26 protein-coding genes and 1 pseudogene are annotated in these 25,432 nt (G+C 55.4%); 5 read left to right on the top strand and 22 right to left on the bottom strand.

The annotated features are described in order from the left end of the window. Nucleotides 1-111: 111 nt before the first annotated feature. Genes PL263_RS04490 through PL263_RS04480 form a run of 3 tightly spaced genes read left to right on the top strand, consistent with a single transcriptional unit; the run spans nt 112 to nt 3,177 of the window. The gene (locus tag PL263_RS04490) at nt 112-1,083 is read left to right on the top strand and encodes a glycosyltransferase (protein WP_278211862.1); all 972 of its coding nucleotides are present in this window, start codon (nt 112-114) and stop codon (nt 1,081-1,083) included. 6 nt (nt 1,084-1,089) lie between these two features. Further along, nucleotides 1,090-2,178, top strand: a complete 1,089-nt coding sequence (locus tag PL263_RS04485) for a glycoside hydrolase family 99-like domain-containing protein (protein WP_278211861.1) — start codon at nt 1,090-1,092, stop codon at nt 2,176-2,178. A gap of 30 nt (nt 2,179-2,208) precedes the next feature. Beyond that, nucleotides 2,209-3,177: a glycosyltransferase family A protein gene (locus PL263_RS04480; protein WP_278211860.1), complete on the top strand. Its 969-nt coding sequence runs from the start codon at nt 2,209-2,211 to the stop codon at nt 3,175-3,177. Between the two features lie 232 nt (nt 3,178-3,409). Here the strand turns inward: PL263_RS04480 and PL263_RS04475 are convergent, their stop codons facing one another. The 11 genes from PL263_RS04475 to PL263_RS04425 form a co-directional block, all read right to left on the bottom strand. After that, on the bottom strand, nt 3,410-4,225 hold the full coding sequence (locus tag PL263_RS04475) for a heme-binding protein (protein WP_278211859.1): 816 nt from the start codon (nt 4,223-4,225) through the stop codon (nt 3,410-3,412). A gap of 193 nt (nt 4,226-4,418) precedes the next feature. Continuing rightward, nucleotides 4,419-4,916 carry a phosphatidylglycerophosphatase A gene (locus tag PL263_RS04470; RefSeq protein WP_278211858.1) on the bottom strand — a complete coding sequence of 166 codons (498 nt, stop codon included), beginning with the start codon at nt 4,914-4,916 and terminating at the stop codon, nt 4,419-4,421. Beyond that, entirely contained in the window at nt 4,900-5,835 is a 936-nt protein-coding gene (gene thiL / locus PL263_RS04465; protein WP_278211857.1) for a thiamine-phosphate kinase, read from the bottom strand. Before thiL ends, PL263_RS04470 begins: the two co-directional genes overlap by 17 nt. Then, nucleotides 5,835-6,281, bottom strand: a complete 447-nt coding sequence (gene nusB, locus PL263_RS04460; RefSeq protein ID WP_140911212.1) for a transcription antitermination factor NusB — start codon at nt 6,279-6,281, stop codon at nt 5,835-5,837. The genes thiL and nusB overlap by 1 nt, the downstream gene beginning before the upstream one ends. Continuing rightward, the gene (gene ribE / locus PL263_RS04455; RefSeq protein ID WP_140911211.1) at nt 6,281-6,769 is read right to left on the bottom strand and encodes a 6,7-dimethyl-8-ribityllumazine synthase; all 489 of its coding nucleotides are present in this window, start codon (nt 6,767-6,769) and stop codon (nt 6,281-6,283) included. Before ribE ends, nusB begins: the two co-directional genes overlap by 1 nt. A 38-nt stretch (nt 6,770-6,807) precedes the next feature. Beyond that, nucleotides 6,808-7,920, bottom strand: coding sequence for a bifunctional 3,4-dihydroxy-2-butanone-4-phosphate synthase/GTP cyclohydrolase II (ribBA, locus tag PL263_RS04450; RefSeq protein WP_278211856.1), 1,113 nt, complete (start codon nt 7,918-7,920; stop codon nt 6,808-6,810). Further along, nucleotides 7,917-8,573, bottom strand: coding sequence for a riboflavin synthase (locus tag PL263_RS04445; RefSeq protein ID WP_278211855.1), 657 nt, complete (start codon nt 8,571-8,573; stop codon nt 7,917-7,919). Before PL263_RS04445 ends, ribBA begins: the two co-directional genes overlap by 4 nt. A gap of 35 nt (nt 8,574-8,608) precedes the next feature. Further along, nucleotides 8,609-8,860, bottom strand: coding sequence for a hypothetical protein (locus tag PL263_RS04440; RefSeq protein ID WP_278211854.1), 252 nt, complete (start codon nt 8,858-8,860; stop codon nt 8,609-8,611). 11 nt (nt 8,861-8,871) lie between these two features. Continuing rightward, on the bottom strand, nt 8,872-9,969 hold the full coding sequence (gene ribD, locus PL263_RS04435) for a bifunctional diaminohydroxyphosphoribosylaminopyrimidine deaminase/5-amino-6-(5-phosphoribosylamino)uracil reductase RibD (protein ID WP_278211853.1): 1,098 nt from the start codon (nt 9,967-9,969) through the stop codon (nt 8,872-8,874). After that, nucleotides 9,959-10,417, bottom strand: coding sequence for a transcriptional regulator NrdR (gene nrdR, locus PL263_RS04430; RefSeq protein ID WP_140911206.1), 459 nt, complete (start codon nt 10,415-10,417; stop codon nt 9,959-9,961). Before nrdR ends, ribD begins: the two co-directional genes overlap by 11 nt. Before the next feature lie 66 nt (nt 10,418-10,483). Next, the gene (locus PL263_RS04425; RefSeq protein WP_278211852.1) at nt 10,484-13,864 is read right to left on the bottom strand and encodes a mechanosensitive ion channel domain-containing protein; all 3,381 of its coding nucleotides are present in this window, start codon (nt 13,862-13,864) and stop codon (nt 10,484-10,486) included. A 46-nt stretch (nt 13,865-13,910) separates the two neighbouring features. Between PL263_RS04425 and PL263_RS04420 the strand changes: the two genes are divergently transcribed. After that, nucleotides 13,911-14,564: a class II aldolase/adducin family protein gene (locus PL263_RS04420; RefSeq protein WP_278211851.1), complete on the top strand. Its 654-nt coding sequence runs from the start codon at nt 13,911-13,913 to the stop codon at nt 14,562-14,564. A 35-nt stretch (nt 14,565-14,599) separates the two neighbouring features. Continuing rightward, on the top strand, nt 14,600-14,854 hold the full coding sequence (gene grxC, locus PL263_RS04415; protein WP_278211850.1) for a glutaredoxin 3: 255 nt from the start codon (nt 14,600-14,602) through the stop codon (nt 14,852-14,854). Between the two features lie 32 nt (nt 14,855-14,886). Here the strand turns inward: grxC and PL263_RS04410 are convergent, their stop codons facing one another. From PL263_RS04410 to PL263_RS04360, 11 genes and pseudogenes are all read right to left on the bottom strand, one after another. After that, on the bottom strand, nt 14,887-15,465 hold the full coding sequence (locus tag PL263_RS04410) for a PilZ domain-containing protein (protein WP_140911202.1): 579 nt from the start codon (nt 15,463-15,465) through the stop codon (nt 14,887-14,889). A gap of 75 nt (nt 15,466-15,540) precedes the next feature. Further along, on the bottom strand, nt 15,541-16,731 hold the full coding sequence (locus tag PL263_RS04405; protein WP_140911201.1) for an O-succinylhomoserine sulfhydrylase: 1,191 nt from the start codon (nt 16,729-16,731) through the stop codon (nt 15,541-15,543). A 1-nt stretch (nt 16,732) separates the two neighbouring features. Then, nucleotides 16,733-18,241, bottom strand: coding sequence for an amidophosphoribosyltransferase (gene purF, locus PL263_RS04400; protein ID WP_278211849.1), 1,509 nt, complete (start codon nt 18,239-18,241; stop codon nt 16,733-16,735). Nucleotides 18,242-18,253: 12 nt separating this feature from the next. Then, nucleotides 18,254-18,772, bottom strand: a complete 519-nt coding sequence (locus tag PL263_RS04395) for a CvpA family protein (protein ID WP_278211848.1) — start codon at nt 18,770-18,772, stop codon at nt 18,254-18,256. A 32-nt stretch (nt 18,773-18,804) separates the two neighbouring features. Then, nucleotides 18,805-19,605 carry an SPOR domain-containing protein gene (locus PL263_RS04390; RefSeq protein WP_278211847.1) on the bottom strand — a complete coding sequence of 267 codons (801 nt, stop codon included), beginning with the start codon at nt 19,603-19,605 and terminating at the stop codon, nt 18,805-18,807. Nucleotides 19,606-19,616: 11 nt separating this feature from the next. Beyond that, complete coding sequence (gene folC, locus PL263_RS04385) at nt 19,617-20,882, bottom strand: bifunctional tetrahydrofolate synthase/dihydrofolate synthase (RefSeq protein ID WP_278211846.1); 1,266 nt, start codon at nt 20,880-20,882, stop codon at nt 19,617-19,619. An 11-nt stretch (nt 20,883-20,893) separates the two neighbouring features. Beyond that, entirely contained in the window at nt 20,894-21,826 is a 933-nt protein-coding gene (accD, locus tag PL263_RS04380) for an acetyl-CoA carboxylase, carboxyltransferase subunit beta (protein ID WP_347568933.1), read from the bottom strand. Between the two features lie 24 nt (nt 21,827-21,850). After that, nucleotides 21,851-22,654 carry a tryptophan synthase subunit alpha gene (gene trpA, locus PL263_RS04375; RefSeq protein WP_140911195.1) on the bottom strand — a complete coding sequence of 268 codons (804 nt, stop codon included), beginning with the start codon at nt 22,652-22,654 and terminating at the stop codon, nt 21,851-21,853. Further along, a complete protein-coding gene (trpB, locus tag PL263_RS04370; protein WP_278211845.1) occupies nt 22,651-23,871 on the bottom strand; it encodes a tryptophan synthase subunit beta in 1,221 nt (406 codons plus the stop codon). Before trpB ends, trpA begins: the two co-directional genes overlap by 4 nt. 5 nt (nt 23,872-23,876) lie before the next feature. Beyond that, nucleotides 23,877-24,496: pseudogene (locus tag PL263_RS04365) on the bottom strand (phosphoribosylanthranilate isomerase). A gap of 114 nt (nt 24,497-24,610) precedes the next feature. Then, a complete protein-coding gene (locus tag PL263_RS04360; protein ID WP_278211844.1) occupies nt 24,611-25,399 on the bottom strand; it encodes a DUF2231 domain-containing protein in 789 nt (262 codons plus the stop codon). Nucleotides 25,400-25,432 lie beyond the last annotated feature (33 nt).

The raw sequence follows: 25,432 nt of genomic DNA, 5'->3' as shown, positions 1-25,432 counted from the left end.
TGCTCACGCTAACACTCGAAATTGAGCCAACCTCGTGACTATCTATTATCTTTGTCCGGAACATAACACTCCCGTAGGGGGGTAAGAGTCATATATCAGCATGTCGACGTATTGAACCGTAACGGCATCCCGGCCTACGTCGTGCACAACAATCCCGGATTTCGAGTATCGTGGTTCGAAAATAAAACGCCAATTGTGTATTGGCGGGGCTCGATCATCGATCGTCTTCACGGCAAGGTAAAACGCCGTTTCCAGCCGGATCAGGTCGTTGAGTTGCACATCAAAGGCGGCAAAAGTCGCACGATCGGCTCAGACGACATTATTGCTATACCGGAATTGTACGGACCGGATTTGGCGTGGGCTTACGGCAAAGGCATAAAAAAAGTCGTATTAAACCAAAATTGCTATCTGACCTTTAACGGTTACTCGTTGAACAAAGATCGCCTGATAAGTCCATATCACGACCCCGATACGCTTGCCACGCTGGTAAACTCGAAGGACGGCGAAGATTATTTACGTCATGCTTTTCCGGAACTATCGCTCTATCGGTTTAGACTCTCTATCGATCCTAATACCTTTTATTATCAAGAGAAAAAGAAAAAGCAATTGTGTTTTTCCCGCATCAAAAATCAGCAAGACGCGATGCAAGTGATTAACATTCTGAAGTTTCGCGGTGCGCTTGAAGACTTCGAGATCGTCCCTTTTATTAACTTGCCTCAAGCAGAAGTTGCAAGAATTTACCGCGACTCGGCCGTCTTTTTGAGTTTCGGTTATCCCGAAGGCTTCGGCTTACCTGCTGCAGAGGCTATGGCATCGGGTTGTGTCGTGATCGGCTTCCACGGCGGCGGAGGCCGGGAGTTTTTCAACCCTGAATTTTCTTATCCTATCGAGCAAGGCGATATAGTAGGCTTTGCGAAAACTGTCGAACACGTCATACAAACCTACCGGCAGGCCCCCGAAACCATGGCGCAGAAAGGTCGGCTGGCGGCTAATTTTATTCGCGAGACTTATTCATTGGCGCTTGAAGAACAAGAAATCGTGTCAGCCTGGCGAGCCATACTTGCAAAATTCAACTCTGTTTAACATTTTATGAAGACCAGTCCACGCCTTATCGCTTTTCATTTACCTCAATTTCATCCTACCCCGGAAAACGACGAGTGGTGGGGCAAAGGGTTCACAGAATGGACCAACGTCGCTAAAGCCAAGCCGCTATACCCCGGCCATTACCAACCCCATGTGCCGGCCGACCTCGGATTCTACGACCTACGTTTACCCGAAGCGCGCCACGCTCAAGCCGAACTTGCCAAAGAATACGGAATTGAGGGGTTTTGCTACTACCACTACTGGTTCGGCGACGGCCGACGCATCCTTGAGCGGCCGGTCAACGAGATCCTCGCCAGCGGCGAACCCGATTTCCCATTTTGCTTGTGTTGGGCAAATCATAGTTGGAACAACATCTGGCAAGGCACCGCTGATCGAACTTTAATCGAGCAAACCTACCCAGGCATGGAAGACCATAAACAGCACTTTGAATGGTTACTTAACGCCTTCAAAGACCCACGTTACATCACGGTCGAAGGCAAACCTCTGTTTTTGATTTTTAGTCCGATGGACGTGCCCGATCTGCAAAACGTAATTGCGTACTGGCGAGAATTAGCCGCCGCCGCCGGTTTGGCTGGTCTGTATCTGGTTGGAGTGAATTATCGAATGCGCCAGGACTGGGACCCGACCAGCGTCGGGCTCGATGCTTCGACGTGGCAGCCTTTGCCGCCAAAAGATGGTCACTTACCCACCCGATATATCATGCGTAAAATCTTGCGGTTTATTGCGGGAAAAAAATCCTCGCTGACCGTATACGACTATGCGGAGGTGATGGATAACCTGATTCGCAAATCGGCACCAAGCTTTCCGGACTATCCGACCGTATTACCAAACTGGGATAACACTCCGCGATCCAACGAAAACGGCTTAGTACTGCATGGATCAACGCCCGAGCTATTCAGGAAGCTATTACGCCAAGCGTTTGGATTAATTGCCAAAAATCCCCCCGAAAAACGCATTGTTTTTGTCAAAGCCTGGAATGAATGGGCTGAAGGCAATTATCTGGAGCCAGATCAACTACATGGCCTGAGTTATCTGAATATTGTCAAAGAAGAACTCACCCATTACGAAAACTAGTCAAGTTATAGAGTTGCCGAGTTAAACGCCGTGGCAGTAAATAACAACTCAAAAACAGGGGATACTTTTGTCTCCATAGTAATGCCATGTTTCAACTCGGCTCTCACGATCAAAAACTCCGTTGCTTCCGTTTACAACCAAACTTTTAAGAATTTCGAGTTAATTATCGTTGACGACGGCTCAACAGATAACTCCGGACAAGTCATCAACGAATTGGAAGCTACTTATCCCAATATTAAGTCGATATTCAAATCCAACTCCGGCCCGGCGCAAAGCCGTAACGTCGGAATTCAAGCAGCCTCTGGCCAATTTATTGCTTTTCTAGACTCAGATGACACTTGGCACCCGGAATTTTTAGAAAAACTTCTCGGCTGCCTAGAACAAAATCCGGATTGCAAACTTGCCTATTGCGGCTGGCAGAATATCGGCTTAGCAGCCGACCGCTGCAAGCCCTATATTCCGCCGGACTACGAAACGTCCGATAAGGCGAGTATTCTGTTAAAAAGCTGCCCTTGGCCGATCCACGCCGTCATTACCCGCAAACAAGAGATAGACCGCGTCAAAGGTTTTAACGATGCCTGGTTTACCGCAGAGGATTTTGACATGTGGTTGAGAATCGCGTTATTCGGCAAAATTGTCCGGGTTCCGGAAGTTCTTTCTTACTATCACCATAAACAAGGCGAACAGATTACCCGTAATCGCTTGCGCGCAATATTGAATCATCTTGGCGTACAAAAAGCCTTTTTAAAAGACTTTCCAGGCATCGAAGAATCCATTGGCAAGCAGAACTGCAACAAATTGATTTATGAGCAGATTTTATATCAAGCGTATGAATTATACTGGGCCGGCGAATTGGGCGGAGCCCAAATATTATTTAGAAAAGCTTTTATATCCGGCCAGTTTAAACCTACTGATCTGAAATATATTATTCCCGCTTGGTTACCGTCCGGTATTTATTTAGTTTTTATTGGCGCGTTTAGAAAACAGGCCAATCAATAAAACATTTATACCCTGGATTTTGGTCGACCAGCTTTCGCGACCACAATCGGCTGGTTTTTACTTCAATAGCAAAATGACCCGGATTACCGGAATGTGCATTAAGCAAAAAACCAGACCAAACCAATACCGAAACCATTTCCGGGATGTAAGAAAGGTGCCGCTTTCCACGGCACCTTCACGGCCCATGCGATTGACCGCTATAGGCCCGTAACCATTTCTGGCTGGGATCCCCCTATGGAATGACGGCCGGCAATTCCGAAGGGTTAGAGACGTTTATACAAGTCGGATGACCAAAGCCACCGGCGCTCTTACCGTCGGCCCCGATGTCGTAAACGATATTATCCGGGCGCTGCCCATCGCCACTGACGCCGTTTACGCCCTGAAGGTGATCCAAACCTAAATTGTTTCTGACTCGCCAAGCGATATTGTGGTCGGCACACGATGTGTCGCCGCTCAAACCGATACCGCCAATCAAGGCTTGTCCGGTCGCATATAAACCAAGACCGCCGCCAAACACATTGACACCGCCGATTTTTTTGCCGACCATCGGGTCGACCGGCGTGCCGTAAAGGCCTGAGTTACCGCCATAAGCCACTTCCGCATTCACCGGATTACTTTCCTGTAGTCCAAACAGACTACCACCAGGCTGCACCGCAGAGTATAAATTTGCGGTCGACAACGCCAGCCCCAACTGTCTGCCCGAGCCGGCCGAAGCCGAGGTAGAATCCAGGCTCAAGGAATTGGCAGTATTGGCTTTTTGGGCCGAAATCACCCGACTGGCAGGCCATTGCGCGGCTCGGTTGCCACCGGAATAAGCCACGGCACAAACCACACCGTCTCGGTTGACGATAGTGGCCCACATATGCAGATTCAAACCGCTGCTTTCGGTGCTGACGGCCTGATTCAAGGCAGCTTTTAACGCAGCGTGGCTGGGCAAGCCTTTACAAGCTGCGCCAATACCTTTGCCGCCAAAATCCCAATCTGCGAATGCGTTACCCGTATTCAACAGGGCGGCGACAGTCGCCGCAAGTACTAACTTCGAATTCATAATTTCCCCTCGTTATTTTTGTTGTTGACCATGCGTTCGATAGCTCGCTCGCACAGCCGATGGTAGCCGCGGCTCGCTCTTATGACTGGCCGCGATTTTGGATTCTAGATTGGCAAGGGCTAAGGGTCAACCGTCCGCAGGGAGGGTAGTTAGCGCGTGCGGCTATTGCAGCGCGCGGCAACCAGAAAACGCACTAAAACCAGTAATGTAAAATCAGACAGGCAATCGCGCCGGCGGCGATATCGTCAAGCATGATGCCGAGACCGCCGTCGACGTTTCGATCTAACCATTTGATCGGCCAAGGCTTCAGGATATCCAACAGCCTGAACAGGACGAATCCGACCAACAAACTCTGCCAGGATAAAGCAACGCCGAGCATGGTCACCAAGAAACCGGCGATTTCGTCCCAGACGATGCCGCCGAAATCATGTACTTGCAGCTTGGCGGCGGCACGATCGCAAAGCCTCACTCCCAGCGCAATCGCGGCTAGCGTCGCCACTAAATAAACCACATTCCCGGTTTGAGCCAAGCCCCAATACAGCGGAATGGCGGCGGCGGTACCGAATGTGCCCGGCATGAAACGGAATAGACCGGCACCGAAACCGAATGCGAGAAACAATTCAGGATCTTGCAGAATTTGCCGGGTGCTGAGTTGGCTATTGCCGTAATGATCCCTAAACAAAATGTTCATAACCCCTGGCCTGAAAATGTTCAATGCGCCCTGCCCGACGAATCCGCAGACCGGGCTCGGACTCGACGACGCCGACACAACTGCAGCCGGCCGGTACCTTTGCCGCCAATGGCGCCGGCACCGTGAAGCACAGTTCATAGTCGTCACCAGCGCTCAACGGCAACGTCCAGTCCGAACTGGTTGCGATATACTCGCCCACCGCAGTCGACAACGGCAGTTTGTCCCAATCGAGCACCGCACCGACGCCGCTTTGCTGCAGAATATGGCCCAGGTCGGCAGCCAAGCCGTCCGAAATATCGATGCAGGCGCTGGCGACGCCGCGCAACGCCAGACCGGTCTCGATTCGCGGTAGCGGCCGGTCGAACCTTTGCAAAGGTTGTTCGTTATCGAAGACCGGCAAACCTTGTTTGATCTTGAGTCCCAAGCCGGCATCGCCGATGGGGCCGCTGACGAAAATCAAGTCGCCGGGCCTGGCGCCGGAACGCAACAAGGCCTGGCCGCGCGGCACTGCACCCATGGCCTGTACCGTCAAGCTCAGCGGTCCGGAGGTGGTGTCGCCACCGACCAGATCCACCCGATATTGCCGAGCCAGGGCCAGAAAACCATCGGCAAAAGCTTGCAACCAGGATTCGTCGACTTGCGGCAAGGTCAACGCCAGCGTCACCGCGAACGGCTCGGCGCCCATCGCCGCCAAATCGCTGAGGTTTACCGCCAAGACTTTATGCCCCAAGGCATTCGGATCGACATCGGCAAAAAAATGCACGTTTTCGACCATGGTGTCGGCGGTCACGGCGATCTGGTAGGTTTCCGGCAGATTCAGTAAGGCGCAATCATCGCCGATGCCGAGTTGATTGAACGGATGTTGCAGCGCCGATCCAACAAAGAAGCGCCGGATCAGGTCGAATTCGCCCAGCGCCATCAGTCGCCGGTTTTGTGGCGTTGTTTGGCGGCGATTTCCATTGCGCGCTGCTTCTGCGCCACTTTATCCAGAATACCGTTGACGTATTTGTGGCTGCCGTCGGCGCCGAAATCCTTGGCCAGATTGACGCCCTCGTTGATGATGACCTTGTACGGGGTTTCCAGACGGTTGATCAATTCATAGGCACCGATGCGCAGAATCGCCCGCTCCACCGGATCGATTTTCTCCACCGGCCGGTCGACGAATTCGGCCAATGCGGCGTCGATCACGTCCAGTTGTTTCGGCACGCCGTGGAACAGTTCGCTGAAATAAGTTTTCTGGGCGCCTTTCAAATGTTCTTCTTCCAGAAAATAGGTCTCGATCCGGGTCAGACTGTCGCCCGACATCTGCCATTGGTACAAGGCCTGCACCGCACATTTTCTGGCGTTGGTTTTTGCCTGGCTCATTAATTGCCCTGGTTGGCGTTCAGGGCCTTGAACAGGCTGACCATTTCGATCGCGGACAGAGCGGCCTCGGCGCCTTTGTTGCCGGCTTTGGTGCCGGCGCGTTCGATCGCCTGCTCGATGCTGTCGACCGTCAACACACCGAATGCAACCGGAATATCGTGTTGCAATGCGACTTGAGCAATGCCTTTGACGCATTCGCCGGCCACGTATTCGAAGTGCGGCGTGCCACCGCGAATCACAGCGCCCAAGGCGATGATCGCATCGTACTTTTTACTGGCGGCGATGCGTTGCACCACCATGGGCAATTCGAAGGCGCCCGGCGCCTTGACCAGCGTTATATCGTTGCGGTCGGCACCGTGGCGGACCAATGCATCGATCGCGCCGCCTTCCAATTGTTCGACGATAAAGCTGTTGAAGCGCGAAGAGACGAGACAAAACTTGCCGCCTTGCGCGGAAAAATTGCCTTCTACGGTAGTGACTGTTGCCATGTATTTACCTGATGAGTGAGAGATTGAGGTTGTTGCGGTCAATTGCCGGCATCGATATGTTCGACCACTTCCAGATCGAAACCGGACAAGCCGATGTATTTTTTTTGCGCGCCCATCACCTTGAGCCGGCGCACACCCAGATCGGACAAAATCCGCGAGCCGGCGCCGGTGGTGCGCCAATCGGCGTCGGCGCTGAGATCGCGACTGTGTTTGACGCCGTGGTCCTGCATTTGGTAGCTATGGATCAATTCGACCAGATCCTTGTTATTTTCTTTCTGCCGGATCAGCACCAGCACGCCGCGGCCGGCCTCGGCAATATTTTTCAGCGCTTCCCGCACCGGCAGACTGCAATCGCTGCGTTTGGAGAACAGCAAATCGTCGATCACGTTACGCGCATGCACTCGCACCAAAACCGGCTCGTCGCCGGCCACATCGCCCATGACCAAAGCCAGATGGACGTTGTCGTCGTTACAATCCTGGTAGGCATATAACCGAAAATCGCCGAACTCGGTCGGATAGGCGCATTCGCTGATGCGTTCCAACGTGTTCTCGTGCTTGATCCGGTAATGGATCAAATCGGCAATCGTGCCGATTTTCAGATTATGGCGTTCGGCGAACGCCTCCAAGTCGGGACGGCGGGCCATAGAGCCGTCGTCGTTCAGAATTTCAACGATTACCGCGGCCGGCTCGACACCGGCCAAGCGGGCCAGATCGCAACCGGCTTCGGTATGCCCGGCCCGGTTCAGCACGCCGCCGGCCTGCGCCATCAGCGGAAAAATATGGCCCGGCTGGACCAAATCGCTGGGCTGAGCCTGTTTGGCAACGGCGGCTTGCACCGTCAACGCCCGGTCCGCCGCAGAAATGCCGGTGGTAACGCCCGCGGCCGCCTCGATCGACACGGTGAAATTGGTGGTATAGGGGGTGCGGTTGTCGTTGACCATCAGCGGCAGCCGCAGTTGCTGGCAACGTTCGCGGGTCAAGGTCAAACAAATCAGGCCGCGACCGTACTTAGCCATGAAATTGATGTCTTCCGGGCGGACGAATTCGGCCGCCATCAACAAATCGCCTTCGTTTTCGCGATCTTCATCGTCCATGATGATGACCATCTTGCCTTGGCGCAGATCGCCGATGATTTCTTCTATGCTGTTCATTTGATAAAGCCTGCATCGTAAAGTAGCGCCTCGGTAATGGTCCCCCGGCCGCGGGCCGCAGCATCGCCTTGCATCAGGCGTTCCAGATAGCGGGCCAACAGATCGACTTCCAGATTGACCCGGTCGCCTACTTCGGCCTGGCCGAGCGTGGTTTCCTGCAAAGTGTGCGGCACGATATTTACGGCAAAGGTGGCGCCGTCGACGCTGTTGACCGTCAGGCTGATGCCGTCGATGCAAATCGAACCTTTTTCCGCGATGTATTTGGCCAGTGGGTCCGGCGCTTTAAACTTGAAGCGCCAGGAACGGCCGTCGGCGCGTTTTTCCAGTATTTGGCCGATACCGTCGACATGGCCACTGACGATATGCCCGCCCAACCGGCTGCTTGGAGTCAGCGCCAACTCCAGATTGACCGGCATACCCGGTTTGGCCTGGCTTAAGGTCGTGCGCGACAAGGTCTCGTTAGATACGTCGGCACTGAAGCGATGCTCGGCCAATTCGACCGCGGTCAGACAGACGCCGTTGACAGCAATGCTGTCGCCGAGCGCGCAGTCTTGCAGCGACAGTTTGCCGGTTTCGATACTCAAGCGGCAATCTCCGCCCCTGGGTTGAACGGCCGCGATCTGGCCGACGGCTAAAACAATTCCGGTAAACATGATATTCGCTCGATGATTCGGGTTATGTTGGACCGTCAACGTTTTTGCGGCTGTTCCGCCGGCTGCGCAGCGGAGTCCTGAGTTTTTTCGGTTTTGTGCGGTTTACGGTAAACGGTTACCGATTGGTAGACGCCGCTATGATAATCGTAAATTTCGATATCGCGCTCTTCACCGACGTATTTGCCGCCTTCGATTTTAACGGTTTTCGAGCTTTTCGATTCGTCGTCCTCGGCGCCCGCCCAGCCCGGCAACAACAATGACAACGTAAAAATGATGACAGTCCTCATAACGCCTAGCCCTAATCGGAAATTGTTTGCGGGCGGTACAGCAACCGTAAATCCGGGCCTACTTGCCGCACTTCCGCCAAAGTAAGTTTTTTCTTATCTTGCAGGCGCTGCAACTCCGGCATCCGGAACAGGCCGCGTCCGCTGTCGCCCAAAACGCATGGCGCCATATAAATCAACCACTCGTCGACCAGGCCGCTATTCAACAAAGCGCCGTTCAAGGTCGCGCCAGCCTCGATCCAGACCGTGTTGATCTGCCGCTCTGCCAGCAATCTGCAGACCTGGTGCAAATCGGTTCCTCCGGCTGTCGCATCGACCTGAAACACCTTGTAGCCGGCATCCAGCAGACGCTGTCGTTTTACCGAATCGCTGCTGGAAGTGACGATCCAGACTTCCGCAGAATCCTGCAACATCCGCGCAGCGAGCGGCATGCGCAAATGGCTGTCCAGCACCACTTTCACAGGCTGGACCACATCGAAATCGACTCGCGCGCTCAATGAAGGATCGTCTGCCAACACCGTGTCGATTCCGGTCAAAACCGCGCTGCTGGCGGCTCGCCAACGTTGGACATCCTGCCGCGACAGCGGAGAGGTGATCCACTGGCTTTCTCCGCCGGCCATCGCTGTGCGCCCGTCCAGACTCATGGCCAACTTGCTGCGAATCCATGGCAAACCTTGGCTCATCCGTTTGAAAAAGCCGCGGTTCAAATTTTCCGCTTCGCTTTGCAACACACCGCAAACCGCTTCGACCCCGGCCGCAGCAAGCTGCTGCAAGCCACGGCCGGATACCAGCGGATTCGGATCTTGCATCGCGGCGACCACCCGTGTCACACCTGCTGCAATCAATGCCTCGGTGCAGGGCCCGGTCTTGCCTTGATGACTGCAAGGTTCCAGCGTGACGTAGGCCGTGGCGCCGCGGGCGTCACCGGCCCGACTCAACGCGTCGACTTCGGCATGAGCGTAACCGGCGCGCTGGGTCCAACCCTCGGCAATGATTTCGCCATGTTTGACCAAGACGCAACCGACGTGGGGATTGGGATCGGTCGTGTAAAGGCCGTTTTGCGCCAGTTTCAAAGCCCGTGCCATAAAGGCGGCGTCTTGGCTAGGCGTCATGCTTCTGCAGATTTTCGATCACAGCGGTGAAATCGGACACATCCTGGAAACTGCGGTAAACCGAGGCGAAACGCACGAAAGCCACGTGATCCAGCGCTTTCAGTTCGTTCATCACCATCTCGCCCAGCTCGCGCGCCGGGATTTCCCGCTCACCCTTAGCCGTCAGCGCCTTTTTGATCCGGCTCAACGCGGCTTCGACGGCATCGACCTGCACCGGCCGTTTTTCCAGCGCCCGTTGCATGCCCGCCCGCAGTTTTTGTTCGTCGAAACTTTGCCGGGCGCCGCTACGTTTGATAATCCGCGGCAGGGTCAATTCGACCACTTCGAACGTGGTAAAACGCTCTTTGCAGGCCACGCACTCCCGCCGACGCTTGACTTGGTCGCCGTCGTCGGCCAGACGGGTGTCGATCACCCGCGTGTCTTGTGCAGCGCAAAACGGACAACGCATGTTAAAAATCGAAACTGGGTTTAAAGGGGTGCATTTTATTACAGAACCCAGTGATATTGAAATCGGCTAATAGCTGGCACCGCCCTCGTTCAACACGCCTTTCGCGACCGACCGGATATGCACGTCGCGTTGCGGATACGGGATTTCGATATGGTGGGCCTGTAACGCTTCGTAGATCTGAATATGCAATTTGTGGGTAGCGACGGCCCGGTCGCTCAGCTCGCGCACGAACACATTGACTTTGAATTCCAATGCGCTTTCGCCGAAACCGACGAAACTGATCACCGGTTCCGGATCGGCCAGAACTTGTTCGGTGTTTTTTACCGCTTCGCTCAGGATCTGTTCCACCAACTCGATATCGGAGCCGTAGGATACGCTGACCGGTACCACCACCCGGGTTACGGTATCGGACAAGGTCCAGTTGATCAGCTGGTCGGTAATGAAGGTCTTATTCGGCACCACCAACTCCTTGCGGTCCCAATCGACGATGTGGGTGGCCCGCATTTGAATCCGGCTGACCCGGCCGGTAACGTCGCCCACGGTAACGGTATCGCCGACCCGAATTGGCCGTTCGAACAACAGGATAATACCCGACACCATATTGGCGAAGATCTCCTGCAAACCGAAACCCAAACCCACGCTGAGCGCCGCCACCAACCATTGCACTTGCGACCAGCTGCCGCCAAGCTCGTTGGCGACAGCCAAAAAGGCAATCGAAACCAAACTGTAACGCACCAACTGAATCAGGGCGTAACGGCCGCCGGCGGTCATGGCGAATTTACCGGCCGTAGCCAAGTCGACCAAGGTTGGAAAATTGCCGACGAACAAAAACGCCAGTCCGATATACAGCAAACACAGCAGGAGATTGATCAACGTGATCGGCTGCAGTGCCTCCTTGCCCTCGACGATTTGGGCGTGCTGCCACAACACGATTTGGTCGAATACCGAAAATGCCGGCAGGATATCGCTCCAGATCAGCCAGGCACCAACCACGAGCAACACGCCGGTTATCGTGGTCAAAAATTTATGGCCCTGCTGGTTGATTTTGGAGATGTCCAACAATTCATCTTCCAACGGAATCGCCGGCTCGGCGCCGGTCGCGGCTGCCGCCTGTTCGGTCTGTTTGCGCTTTTGGCGGGCATTTTGCAGCGCCAGGCGCCGCTCGGTATTTCGCAACCAACGTAACACCAAGGCCTGGAACAAGGAGACGAAAAACACCAATCGCAGACTGTCGATCAGCTTTTGTTCCAACTCCAACGCACTTTGGAAATAGCCAGCCACCGCGAAGCCGATAATCGCCAGCGGCGTCAGTACCGCAATCGCATACCAGACGTAACGCAACCGACTGACCCAACCTTCCGAGTGTTGGTAAAAATAGCGACCCAGTCCGGTTTGCGGCTGCGTCAAACGGTGAAAGACGTAGCTGAAGGTCAGCATCATCGCAATCAGCGCGCTACGCCCCAAGGCATAGCTGTGTTCGGAAAACAAGTCGCTCCCGGTCATCGACATAATGAATACGGCTGGCAGCAACAAAAACCGGGCCCATTTCATTTGGCCGTAAAGCAGACTGGTGGCATGCTCCGGCCAATGGAAAAGGGTTTCGGCGATACCGCCGGGTTTGAACAGGCGAAAGAAAAATTGTACGACAAACAACGATACGGCTGTAACGACCATCCCCTCGGCGAAGGCGTGGCTGAAAAAATCGGCGCGGGCGTTCAATAACAATACGCCGCCGATCCAGGCCATTAATAATCCGCCGTATAAAGACAACAGCATCAAATATCCCATGCCGGATAGAATCTCGCCGAAACTATGGCCTATCGGATTTTTGACCAGCAAGCGCCCCAGCTTGAGTTTAAGATTCAAGCGAAAACGCCAATGCAGGACCACTATCCCCAAACCGACCAGCGCTAACATCGGATAATTCGCGATGCTCTCGGCAAAATCGGCGGCCACCCGCAGCCAATTGCCCGGATTCAGAAACCAGGTCAACGACGAGATAATATCCTTCAAATAATGCTTGTCGATCACCGGCGCGCTGGGCACCCACAGCAAGCGCTGGTCGAGATAGGCACTGAATTTGTCGGCCACGCCCAGCATTTGTTGCAAACTGAAATCGACGTCGCCGAGTAAGCGGCCGTAGTCGTTATAACTGGCGGCCAGCCGCATCACCAGATCTTTGCGGTCGTTCAACAACATGCGCAATTCGGTACGAATCCGCAATTTCTCCGCGTCGTCCGTCTCCGCCGGCAATTGGCCGATTTGATCCAGTAACACTTGATTGACATCGGCCAACTCTTTCTTCGCCTCATCCAGTTTGAACATTTCCAAACTCGCCAGCGCAATTTGCGCCTGGATATCGTCGTTCAAATGGGCAAACTGCTTTCGCTGCGGCACGTTACGACGCTGTTCGCGCAGCAGGTTGCCCAAGGCCGGACTCAAACCGGCGAGATTGATTTTTTGCTCGGCGCTTTGAAAGTCTTTTTCCAGTTGTTTGCCGCGGGTATCGATCTCGGTTTTTTGCAGCAGGTACTGCTCCATGTTTTTGTTAATGTCCTGCAGCTTGCGGTTGTATTGCATGTTCTGCTTGGTTGCAGCTCTAATCAGCGGATGCTTGCTTTCCGCTTCTTTCTCCGCCTGCGCCAATTCGGCCTGCTCCTTGTCAATTTGCTGCTGGCGCCGATCCAATAAAAAATTATCCAGATCGGCAATGGTCAGAGCTTCCAACTCCCGTTGCAACGACGCCAGATGCATCCGGTCCTTTTCGACCTGCAACCGGAGCGGGCTGCTGATGTTTTCCAGCTCCAGCGTTTTCAAACTGCTGTTCAACAGGCGAATCCGGGTATCCAGTTGGATTTGGCGGGCTTCGCGCTCGTAGAGACTGTCGGCGGCGCGCGCGACCAAACTTTGTTGCTCCTGTAAACTGGATGCCTGCTTGTTTTTGATTTCGGCAATTTTTTCCCGAATCAGTTGCGGCCGGCTATTTAGTTCGCCGATTTGCGCTTCGATCCGGCTGATTTCGGCATCCAGATCGCTGAGACGGGTCTTTTCGATAATTAAGCGCTGCTCCAGTTCGTCGGTCGGAAATAGCGCCAACTTTTCCGCTTTGCGATTTTTTAAGTTGTTTTCCGCTTCGGCAATCTGGCCGGCGATTTGTTTGGCAACGACCGGATACAAACTCAACGCCTGCTTGAAGGAATCGGCTTGGGCATCCTGAGCTTCGGCCTCGCTCAAATTGTCGTCGCTTTCACGGTAGGCGGCCAAAATCCGGTTCTTGATCTCTTCGGCCAGATTTTGCTTGTCCTTGATCGATTGCACCCGCTGCTGAATATCGGCCCGGGTCACGGCTTTGATGGCCGTAGCCGGCGCAGCTGCGGCCGAAAAGGCATCGCCCGCCAACAACATCAATAAAAAAAACAGGCTATGCAGCAAAAAATTCAAGTTCATGAGTTAGTGTAATCAGCGTAAAACAAAATAGCCGGCTGGAGTTCCTATGCTTAACGATCGCGAAGGCGTGATCAAATACCGTCTCGACCACCAATACCAAGCACTGCCCGCAGACACCGATCTGCGCGCGATCAATGCTTGGCGCAACATCATGTATCGCCTCGGTTTGATAGGTCGCATCGCCGGCAAATACGATGGCCTCGGTTTCGGCAACATCAGTAGCCGTCGGGTTCCCGGCGAGAACGGCTTTTTGGTATCCGCCACCCAGACCGGCGATCTGCCCCAGCTCGGCCCGGAACATTACGCCTGGGTCATGGCGGCGTCGCCACAGCAGAATCGGCTGCAGTCCTTAGGCCCGGCCCAACCCTCTTCGGAAGCTTTGACTCACGCGGTGATCTACCAGCTGTTGCCGCGGGTGCAGGCCGTCATCCACGTGCATTGCCCGGAAATTTGGCACAATACCGCAAATTTGCAGCTGGCGCATACCGCCGCACAGGTACCCTACGGTACCGCGGAGATGGCCGACGCCGTGGCAACCCTATTGCGGAATTCTGGGAGCGTCGACCACGGCATATTTGCCATGCTCGGACACCTGGACGGCGTCGTCGCCTACGGCGGCTCCCTGCAGCAAGCAGCAGAGTTATTGATTGCTCGGCTGGCCATGGCCTTAGCGCTTGAGCAAAACCGGCCGGGCCGCTAGAATGCCAGCTTTATTAGCATTTATTAATTTTTATCATGCCGGAAATCATCATCTACACCACCAAAATTTGCCCTTATTGCACGATGGCGAAACGCTTGCTGGAGCGTAAAGGAGCCGGTTACACCGAAATCAACGTCGATGCCGAGCCGGGCTTGAGAGAGCAGATGATCGAGAAAACCCAACGCCGCACGGTGCCGCAGATATTCATCGGCAATCGCCACATCGGCGGATTTGACGACTTGCAAGCGCTGGACAGAAATCAGGAGCTGGATCCGCTACTGCGGGATTGAAACTAAAGCGAGCCCTGTTCGGGCCGAGCATTTTAGCGGATAGTGACTAACTGCAGGCCGATGCGGGTGCTGATTTCGTTACTGTCGTACCAGACGATTTTGCCCAACGCGCTCAAGCCCAACTCTGGGCACTGCACTTTGACCGGAGCGTTGATTTTGATGGCTGGCGAATTGCCGGCCAGTTTCAGACACATGCCTTCCACCGAGCGGTCTAGCCCTTCCACCAAAAAACGTTCCTTGTCGACGAATAACTCCGCCTTAAAATGTTCGGCCTTGCGGTATCCGCGGCGCTTGCGCCACAGTTTTTGGGCGTTGTGTACTACGTCGCGAAACTCCAGACCCATCATGATCCGGTTGCGATCGCGCTTGACCCAGACAATGTCAACCTCACCGGCCAACTGCAACTCGGCGACAAAAATTTCCGCCCGCCGGCTTTGTTCCAACAGAACTTCGAAATCCCGAATAGTCGTCAACAAATCGCCAGGAGCAACCTCAAGCATCGCGCCGTTCAGCGAAACATCGTAGCAATTGATCTGCAGCGTCTCGCCGCCCACGTACAGCCTACCTTCGGCATTAAAGTTTTTTCGGTATTCTTTTCTATCCTGAAACATGCTCGAAATCTCTAGGGAATGTCCGACAAAGATAGCTTATTTTTGGCTCAACGTTCGCCCGCCCGGCCCCGTGTTTCAGACCAAACCCAAACCGACCGCCAAATCGGCCTTGATGTCGTCGAGATTTTCCAGACCGACCGAGATCCGCACCAAACTGTCCTTAATTCCCGCTTCGGCGCGGGCCTCCGGCGATAGCCGGCCGTGAGTGGTCGTGGCCGGATGCGTAATTGTGGTTTTGACGTCGCCCAGATTGGCCGTTATCGACAGCATCCGCGTCGCATCGATCAAACGCCAGGCTTCTGCCTTGCCGCCCTTTAGTTCGAAACTGACTACCGCGCCGAAATGGCTTTGCTGACGCTTGGCCAGTTCGTGCTGGGCGTGAGACGCCAACCCCGGATAATGCACCTTGGCGACGGCGTCCTGTTGTTCCAGCCATTGGGCCAGGGCAAAGGCGCTGTCGCAATGCGCTTTCATCCGAATCGCCAGCGTTTCCAAACCGCCCAAAAACACCCAGGCGTTGAACGGACTCAGCGTCGCGCCGCCGGTACGCAGGTAGGGGTAGACCTGCTTTTCGATGATCTCGTTGTTGGCGACCACCGCGCCGCCAACGCAGCGTCCCTGACCGTCAATATACTTGGTCGTCGAATGCACCACGATATCTGCGCCCAACGCCAGCGGCTGCTGCAAAATCGGCGTGCAAAACACGTTGTCCACCACCAACAGACAACCGTGGCGATGGGCGATATCGGCCAAAGCCCGGATATCGGCAATTTCGATCAGCGGATTCGACGGCGTTTCCAGAAACAGAAACCGGGTATTGGGCTTGATGGCCGCTTCCCAAGCGGCAGGATCGGTCAAACTGACGAAATCGGTCTCGACCCCGAATTTGCCGAAATAATTTTGAAAAGCCAGAACCGTGTTACCGAATACGCTACGCGAACACACCACATGGTCGCCGGCCTTCAATAAAGCCATCCCTACCGCCATGATCGCCGCCATTCCTGACGCAAACGCCAGACAGCGCTCGCCTTTTTCCATTAGCGCCAGACGCTCCTGGAAGGCCGCGACTGTCGGGTTGGTAAAGCGCGAATAAATGTTGCCGGGCAACTGGCCGGTGAATTTGAGCGACGCTTCCTCGGCCGAGCCGAACACATAGCTGGAGGTCGCAAAAATCGGCATGCTGTGCTCAGCCTCGTGAGTCCGATGCTGGCCGGCGCGTATGGCTTGGGTTTCTGCGGCAAAATCCTGCCAATCCGGTTGACTCATATTATTTCGCCACCTGCATTTCGATGATAAAACTGCTGCTGTTGCGTTGCTCCTGGGCGTGGTCGTTGCGCAAGGCTTCGATTCTCGCCAAGTAGGCGTCGTCTATGTCGCCAGTGACATAATCGTGGCTGAAGCAAGAGGTATCGAAATGTTTGATCCTAGGATTACCGCGACCTACCGCTTCGATCAAATCGTCGAGATCCTGGTAAATCAGTTTATCGGCACCCAGAGCTTTGCACACCTCGGCTTCACTTCGGTCGTGGGCAATCAACTCATGCGCGGCCGGCATATCGATGCCGTAGACGTTCGGATAACGCACCGGCGGCGCCGCGGAGGCAAAATACACCTTTTTGGCACCGGCGTCCCGCGCCATCTGAATAATCTGCTCCGAGGTGGTGCCGCGCACAATGGAGTCGTCCACCAACAACACGTTTTTACCGTCGAATTCCAACGAAATCGCGTTCAGCTTTTGTTTTACCGACTTTTTGCGCAGCTTCTGGCCGGGCATGATGAAGGTGCGGCCGATGTAACGATTTTTCATAAAGCCTTCGCGAAACTTCACACCCAAGTCATGGGCGATTTGCGAAGCGGCGGTACGACTGGTGTCCGGAATCGGAATCACCACGTCGATATCGTGGTCCGGCCATTCGCGCAGAATTTTTAACGCCAATTTTTTGCCCATCCGCATCCTTGCCTTATAAACCGAAATGTTGTCGATGATCGAATCCGGCCGAGCGAAATAGACATATTCGAAGATACACGGGCAATGATCGGTGACCTCGGCGCACTGGCGGGTATGCAATGTGCCGGAAGCCTCGATGAACACGGCTTCGCCCGGTGCCAAATCGCGGATCAGACGAAAATCCAACACATCCAGTGCGACGCTCTCCGAGGCAATCATGTAATCGACGCCATCCTCGGTTTTGCGTTCGCCGAACACGATCGGTCTGATGCCGTGCGGATCGCGAAAACCCAATACGCCGAAGCCGGCAATCATCACCACCACCGCATAAGCGCCGCGGCAACGTTTATGCACGGCGCTAACGGCTTGAAACACATCCTCTACCGTCAAGCGCAATTTGCCGAACTGCTGCAATTCGTGAGCGAACACATTCAGTAACACTTCCGAATCGGAATCGGTATTGATATGGCGCTGGTCGTCGACGAACACTTGGCGCTTCAGTTCTTCGGTATTGGTCAGATTGCCGTTGTGGGCCAGGGTCAGGCCGAACGGCGAATTGACGTAAAACGGTTGCGCCTCGGCCGAACTGGTGCAACCGGCGGTCGGATAACGCACGTGCGCAATGCCCATGTTGCCTTTCAACTTCATCATTTGTTCGGTTGAAAACACGTCTCTGGCCAAACCGTTGTCTTTGCGCAGATGCAAACGGCCGCCTTCGCAGGTGACTATACCGGCAGCATCCTGGCCGCGGTGCTGCAACACCGTCAGCGCATCGTACAGGTCCTGGTTAACACTTTGATTGGAAACAATAGCGGCAATACCACACATAGCTGATCCGGATTATCGATAATGAATGTAATCCGCCAAGCCCGCCGGCATCTGGGTTTTCAACCAGACCGCCAAGGCTTGAAACGGAGGAATGAGAACGGATTGTTTCCACCACGGATCTTCCGGCAATGGTGTGACCCCGGCCAGAATCACCAGAATGGAAACCAGCACGGCCCCGCGGGCAATGCCGAACAACATGCCGAGCAGGCGGTCGCTGCCGCTCAAGCCGGTTTTTTCGATCAATTGGCTCAACAGAAAACTGATCAGGCTGCCCAATATTAAAGTCGCAAAAAACAGCAAGCCGAAACTCGCGGCGATGCGGGCCGACGGATAGCTGATCGTGGTTTGCAGCAACACCGCAAGCTCCCGGCTGTAATGGGTCGCCACCCACACCGCCGCAATCCACAGCACCAACGCGAAAGCTTCCTTGATAAAACCGCGCACCAAACCCATCACCGCCGACATCGATATGATGGCGATAATGGTGTAATCAACCCACAGCAGCTTGTCCCAAGCAACCAAGTCCGGCATCGTTCAGAAATCTATCGATCCGTCCGCAAAATTTACTCGTCGGCGGAGACAAAGCTGTTGACGTTGATCTGCGCCAACTTGGCTTTGACGGCCTGGGCTTTGGCTTTGTCGACGATGGGCCCGATCCGAACTTTAAATACCGTGCCTTTATCGCCGGCGGCTTCTTTGACCGTCGCGGCAAAACCCTGCTGCTTCAAACTCTCTTGCAAACTGGCGGCGTTGGCTCTTTGACTGAAGGTACCGACCTGCAAATACCAGCGATTGGTTTCCTCGGCCGGAGCGGCGGGCTTGATCGCTGGCGGCGCTACCGTCGCCTGCGTTTGCAGTTCCGGTTTCGCTTCGGCTGGTTTTGCCAGAGGCTTCAAAGGTTTCGGCACCGGTGCAACCCCTGGCAACGGTTGAACCGGGGCGACAGGTTTTGTGGTTTTTGGCGCTATCGGCAAATCTTCAGCCTCAGCCGGTTCTTCTTCGACAGGCGCTAATGCCCGCGGCGGCGGCGCGGCCGGCGTTATCGGCGCGGTATCCCGCGCGCCTAGTTTCAGTTGCGGTTTCGGCGCCTCGAATTCGGCCTCGGCTTCGCCTTCCTCAACGAACTTGGGTACGGGCTTTCCGGTACTGGCCGGAGCCGGCACTTCAGCGACATCTTCCGTTTTTTCCGGAAGCGGCATGATTTCCACATCCTGGGTCTTGGCAGGCAGCTCGGGAATTTTCAGTTCGCTGATATTTTTGCCGGTTTCGTCGATCGGGTCGTCGAACAACATCGGTACGAAAATCGCGGCCAATGCAGTGATCACCGCCGCCCCAATCAATCGCTGTTTCAATTCTTGATCCATTACGATCCCCTCTAGGAAAATTTAGCCAAATATTCGGATACCAGAAAAAACGAGCCGAACACCAGAACCAGCTCGTCCGGTCCGGCCGCGGCCCGCGCCGCTTCAAATGCGGCCGAAAAATCGGCGAAGCCGTTTTCGAAGTTCGCCATCTGCAACTGGCGGAAATGGGATTCGATCAATTCGGGCGTGGCGGCGCGCGGATTGTCGAGCGGAGCCAGATACCACTTGGCCACCCTAGCCCGCATCATTTTCAACACGCTGCCGATGTCTTTATCGCGCATCATGGCAAATACGGCATGAATTCTGGTTTCGGGAAAATAGTCGCTCAGGTAATCGATCAAGGTACCGACCGCTTGCGGATTGTGGCCGACATCCAGCAACACCTGCGGCGTCCCCGGAATCAACTGAAACCGACCCTGCAGTTTGGCCGCGTTCAAACCGGCACGGATCGCCGCCTCGTCCACCGGCAAGTTCTCCTGCAACGCCGAAACCGCCATCAGCACCGCCGCCGCATTCCGGTATTGGTGTTCACCTTTAAAAGCCGGAGCCGACAAACCGGCGTAGACTCGATCGCCTGCACGCCAAGCCCAGGTTTCACCGTATTTTTGGTAAGCAAAGGCTTCGTCCAATTGGTAAACCTCGGCACCGATCTGCTCGGCCACCTGCCGTAACGAAGCCGGTGCCGCGGCATCGCCAATCACGGCTGGCACCGATTGCCGAAAAATGCCGGCTTTTTCCCGGCCTATCGCTTCGACGGTATTGCCCAACCAATCGACATGGTCCAAGGCGATGGTGGTCACCAGAGCAACATCCGGATCGACGATGTTAACCGCATCCAGCCTGCCGCCCAAACCCACTTCCAATAACTGTACATCCAGATCGGCTTCGGCGAACAAACACAAGGCCGCCAGTGTGCCAAATTCGAAATAGCTCAGACTGGTTTCGCCGCGGGCCATATCGATTCGGGAAAATACCCGGCAGATGTCGGCATCGTCAACTGCACGGCCGTCTATACGGATCCGTTCGTTGTAGCGCAGGATGTGGGGCGATGTGTAGGCACCGACTTTATAGCCCTGCGCTCGGTAGATTGCTTCCAGATATGCCACGCAGGAGCCCTTGCCGTTGGTGCCGCCGACCGTGACGGTCAAGGGTTTACGCCGGGTCGGATTGAGCTGCCGGTATACGCCGGCAACTCGTGCCAAGCCTAAATCGATCGAGCGCGGATGTAATTGTTCCTGCCAGGCCAGCCAAGCTTGCAGTGAATCGAAACGCGCCATTTCGACCGGTTTTAGTCTGTTATCGGCAAGGTTTCGCTGACTAAGCCTGGATTCGAATCGGCCGTTTCGCTCGTTGCCGCAGCGGCGGTTGCGGCTTCGCGTAAAATCGCCAGAATGCTGGCTATTTTATCGCGCATCTCCCGGCGATCAATGATCATATCGATCGCGCCGTGCTCCTGCAAAAACTCGCTACGCTGAAAACCTTCCGGCAACTTTTCCCGCACCGTCTGTTCGATCACGCGCGGCCCGGCGAATCCGATCAACGCGTCGGGCTCGGCCACATTGATGTCGCCCAACATCGCCAAACTGGCCGATACCCCGCCCATTGTCGGGTCCGTCATAAAGGAGATATAAGGAATGCCGGCCTCAGCCAGTTTGGTTAGGGCTGCGCTGGTTTTGGTCATCTGAAACAACGAAAACAATGACTCCTGCATCCTGGCGCCGCCGCTGGCGGTGAAGACAATGAACGGGGCGCCGCTACGCAGGCTTTCGTTGACGCCGCGCACGAAACGCTCGCCCACTACCGAGCCCATCGAGCCGCCCATAAAGCCGAAATCGAAGGCCGCCGCCACAATCGGATAGCCTTTCAAAGTGCCCTTCATCACCACCAGGGCGTCGTTTTCGTTGCTTTGTTTTTGCGCCTGACTGATCCGGTCCTTGTACCGCTTGCTGTCCTTGAATTTCAGCGGATCGGCCGGTTTCAGACCGGCACCGATTTCCTGGCGATTGTCTTCGTCCAGAAACATATTCAGCCGCTTGCGTGCGGAAATCCGCAAATGGTGTTCGCACTTGGGGCACACGCTGAAGTTTTTTTCCAGTTCGGCATTGAACAGTATCGCGTCGCAACGCGGACACTTGTTCCACAAGCCTTCCGGGACCGTGGTGCGTTTTTGCGACGATTCGGTTCGTATTGCAGAGGGAACCAATTTCTCAAACCAACTCATTCGGGGTGTTCTCCGCTATGTAGCTCAGTGGTCCATTGCTTGGCGCATGGACTTTAACAATTCGATAATTTCGCGTTTGGCCTGCTCGGGATCGTCGAGATTGGCTTCAACCTTACTAATCAGCGCGCTGCCTACCACGACGCCGTCGGCAATAGCGGCAATCGTCCGCGCCGTATCGGCATCCTTGACGCCGAAACCGACGCCGACCGGCAAATCGGTATTGGCCTTGATCATTTGCAACTTGTCTTCGACGTCGGCCGTATCCAAATGACCGGCACCGGTGACGCCTTTCAAAGACACATAATAAAGGTAACCACTGCCGACCTCGTGCATTTTGCGGATCCGATCCGGCGTGGTATTCGGCGCCAACAGAAAGATCTGGTCGATGCCGCGCTCGCGCAGCAATTTGACGCAATCCTCCGATTCTTCCGGCGGTAAATCGACCGTCAACACCCCGTCGACGTCGGCACGCTGTACCGCATTGGCAAAACCTTCGTAGCCCATGATTTCGATCGGGTTCAGGTAACCCATCAACACCAGCGGCGTAGTTTGATCGGTTTTGCGAAATTCCATCGCCATCGTCAGCACTTTGCGCAGCCCGACATGGTGGGCCAAGGCGCGCTCGCTGGCGCGTTGAATCACCGGACCGTCGGCCATCGGATCGGAAAACGGCACGCCCAGTTCGATCACGTCGGCACCGGCCTTGACCATTTCGTGCAGCATCGGCACGGTGAATTCCGGATACGGGTCGCCGGCGGTAATGAACGGAATCAAAGCCTTGCGCCCGGAAGCTTTCAATTCGGCGAATTTGGCGGCTAGACGGCTCATAGGCTGATCCCCTCGCGTTGCATGATGGTGTGCATGTCCTTGTCGCCGCGGCCGGACAGGTTAACGACAATGACTTGATCTTTGCGCATCGTCGGCGCCAATTTCATCGTGTAGGCCATAGCATGGCTGGATTCCAGCGCCGGAATGATGCCTTCCATCTTGGTCAGCGCGTGGAAGCCCTGCAAGGCCTCGTCGTCGGTGATATTGGGGTACTCGGCCCGGCCGATGTCTTTCAGCCAGGCATGTTCCGGACCGACGCCGGGATAATCCAGACCGGCGGAAATGGAATGGGTTTCGATGATTTCGCCGTCGTCGTCCGCCATCAGATAGGTGCGGTTGCCGTGGAGTACACCGGGGCGGCCGGCGGACAGCGGCGCGGAATGGCGGCCGCTGGCGATGCCGTCGCCGGCCGCTTCGACACCGTACATTTTGACGCCGGCATCGTTGATGAACGGATAAAACAGGCCAATGGCATTGGAACCGCCACCGACGCAGGCGACCAACGCATCCGGCAATTTGCCGGCTTGGTCCAAGCATTGTTGGCGGGCTTCGCGGCCGATCACCGCTTGGAAATCGCGCACCATCGCCGGATAAGGATGCGGACCGGCTACGGTGCCGATGATATAAAAGGTGTTGTCGATATTGGTCACCCAATCGCGTAGCGCTTCGTTCAACGCGTCCTTCAGGGTTTTGGAGCCGGATTCGACCGGCACCACGGTGGCGCCCAACAGTTTCATCCGGTAGACATTTAACGCCTGGCGGGCGACATCGACCGCACCCATGTAAACCACGCATTCCAATCCCAGCCGCGCCGCGACGGTTGCGGTGGCAACGCCGTGCTGGCCGGCGCCGGTTTCGGCGATGATGCGGGTCTTGCCCATCCGTTTGGCCAACAAGGCCTGACCGACGGTGTTGTTCACTTTATGGGCGCCGGTGTGATTCAGGTCTTCCCGCTTCAGATAAATTTGCGCGCCGCCCAGGTGATCGCTCCAGCGTTGAGCGTGGTACAACGGCGACGGCCGGCCGACATAATCGCGCAGATCCGCGTCCAGTTCGGCAATGAAATCCGGATCGTCGATATAACGCTGGTAGGCTGCGTTGAGTTCGGTAATCGCCGGCATCAGCGTCTCGGCTACAAAGATGCCGCCATAAGGACCAAAATGCCCCCTGGCGTCCGGCATATCGTACTTGTCACCCAAAGGGTATGTGTCAGTCATAATTCTCAAGTCGCTTGATTAGTTATTCCTATGAATTCGGCCATTTTCGCCGCATCCTTGATGCCCTTCCCGGCCTCAACACCGCTGCTGACATCCAACGCATACGGCTTTACCGCAATCACCGCCGCACCGGCGTTCTCCGCTGTCAAACCACCCGCCAATATCAACGGCAGCGATCGTCTTTGCGGAATCAAATCCCAGTCAAAACCGCTACCGCTTCCCCCGGCAGGCCCGGATGGTAGGCATCCAGTAACAATCCGGCGGCATCGGCATATCGGCGTTCCAACTGCGCTACGTCAATGCCAGGCCGCATCCGGACGGCCTTGATATACGATTTGCGATAGATCCGACAGGCTTCCGCCGGCTCTTCGCCGTGGAATTGCAGGCAATCCACCCGCACTTTGTCCAATACTTCCCGAATCATGCCCGGCTCGGCATCGACGAACAAGGCTACCACGCTGACGAACGCCGGCAAGGCTTCGCTGATCGCCGCGGCTTGTTCGATTTCGACATGACGCGGACTGGGCGGGTAAAACACCAACCCAATCGCATCGGCACCCAGTCGACCGGCCTGCACCGCATCGTCGACATTGGTAAAGCCGCATATTTTAACGCGGGTACGCATAGCCAAGCTCATAAAAAATGGCGGCGTAGGATACCACAGCTAAACCGGAAATCATGCCCGCACCCAACAAAAAAGGCCGGACGAACCAGCCTTTGCCGCGCCTTCAGCGACAGCTCAGTGCGCATGTTTGTGGTTATGCTGGTGCGGGTGGCTTGCAGCTGCCGGGGCAGGATCGCCTTGCGAATGCTGCGCGCCGTCCTGATGGATGGCGCTGCCTAAGCCCAATTGCTGCTTCACCACCGGCTCGTCGTGATCGACCGGTTGGTCGAAATCGGGAGTGCCGTGTTCATGTTCCTGCGCCGCAGCCCGATTCGCATCGGCAGCCGCCTCGACCGCGACGCCGTATTTGTAAACCATCAGGCCACCCAAATCGGCTGTAAACATCAGCAAGCCGGCCAGCACTCCGGCCAGCAGCAAGTAAAACGCGTTGGCCGGACCGGCCGGATGGGTTTTGCCGATTCCGCGCCATACCGACAGAAATGCGGCCAGACCGAATACGGATATCGCCAAATGCTCGTGGCTCTCCATGATCTCGTGGACATCGCCGCCGTGGGCGACCGTATCCGCCGCAATAAAACCGAAGGTCGCGGTAATCCCGGCAAAGGCAACGCCAAGATACAACAGCCAGCCGGCGACCCGGCGCCAATCGGCGCGACCGGCCAGGGTGCCGGCCAGATCCACTGCAAAAAACAGACTCAACAAGGCGATCGGAAAATGCACGAATAACGGGTGCAAATTCTGCAATGCCGCGATTCCCGGCATTAAATCGTTGAAGGTTTCGGCCGGCGATTGCCGGACTGCGGTCTCCAAAAACGCCAGCAGACTATCGACGCCGCCGGCCACGCCGCCGCTGTCGGCACCGCCATGTATCGAAAATCGGATTTGACTGTCTAGTCCCAACATGAATCCCCCTGGTTTCGGCGCTCCGGCCTTGGC

The organism is Methylomonas sp. EFPC3, from assembly GCF_029643245.1.
GTDB lineage: Bacteria > Pseudomonadota > Gammaproteobacteria > Methylococcales > Methylomonadaceae > Methylomonas > Methylomonas koyamae_B.
The sequence above is the reverse complement of the archived record's forward strand: the minus strand, read 5'-3'. Positions and strand labels throughout refer to the sequence as shown.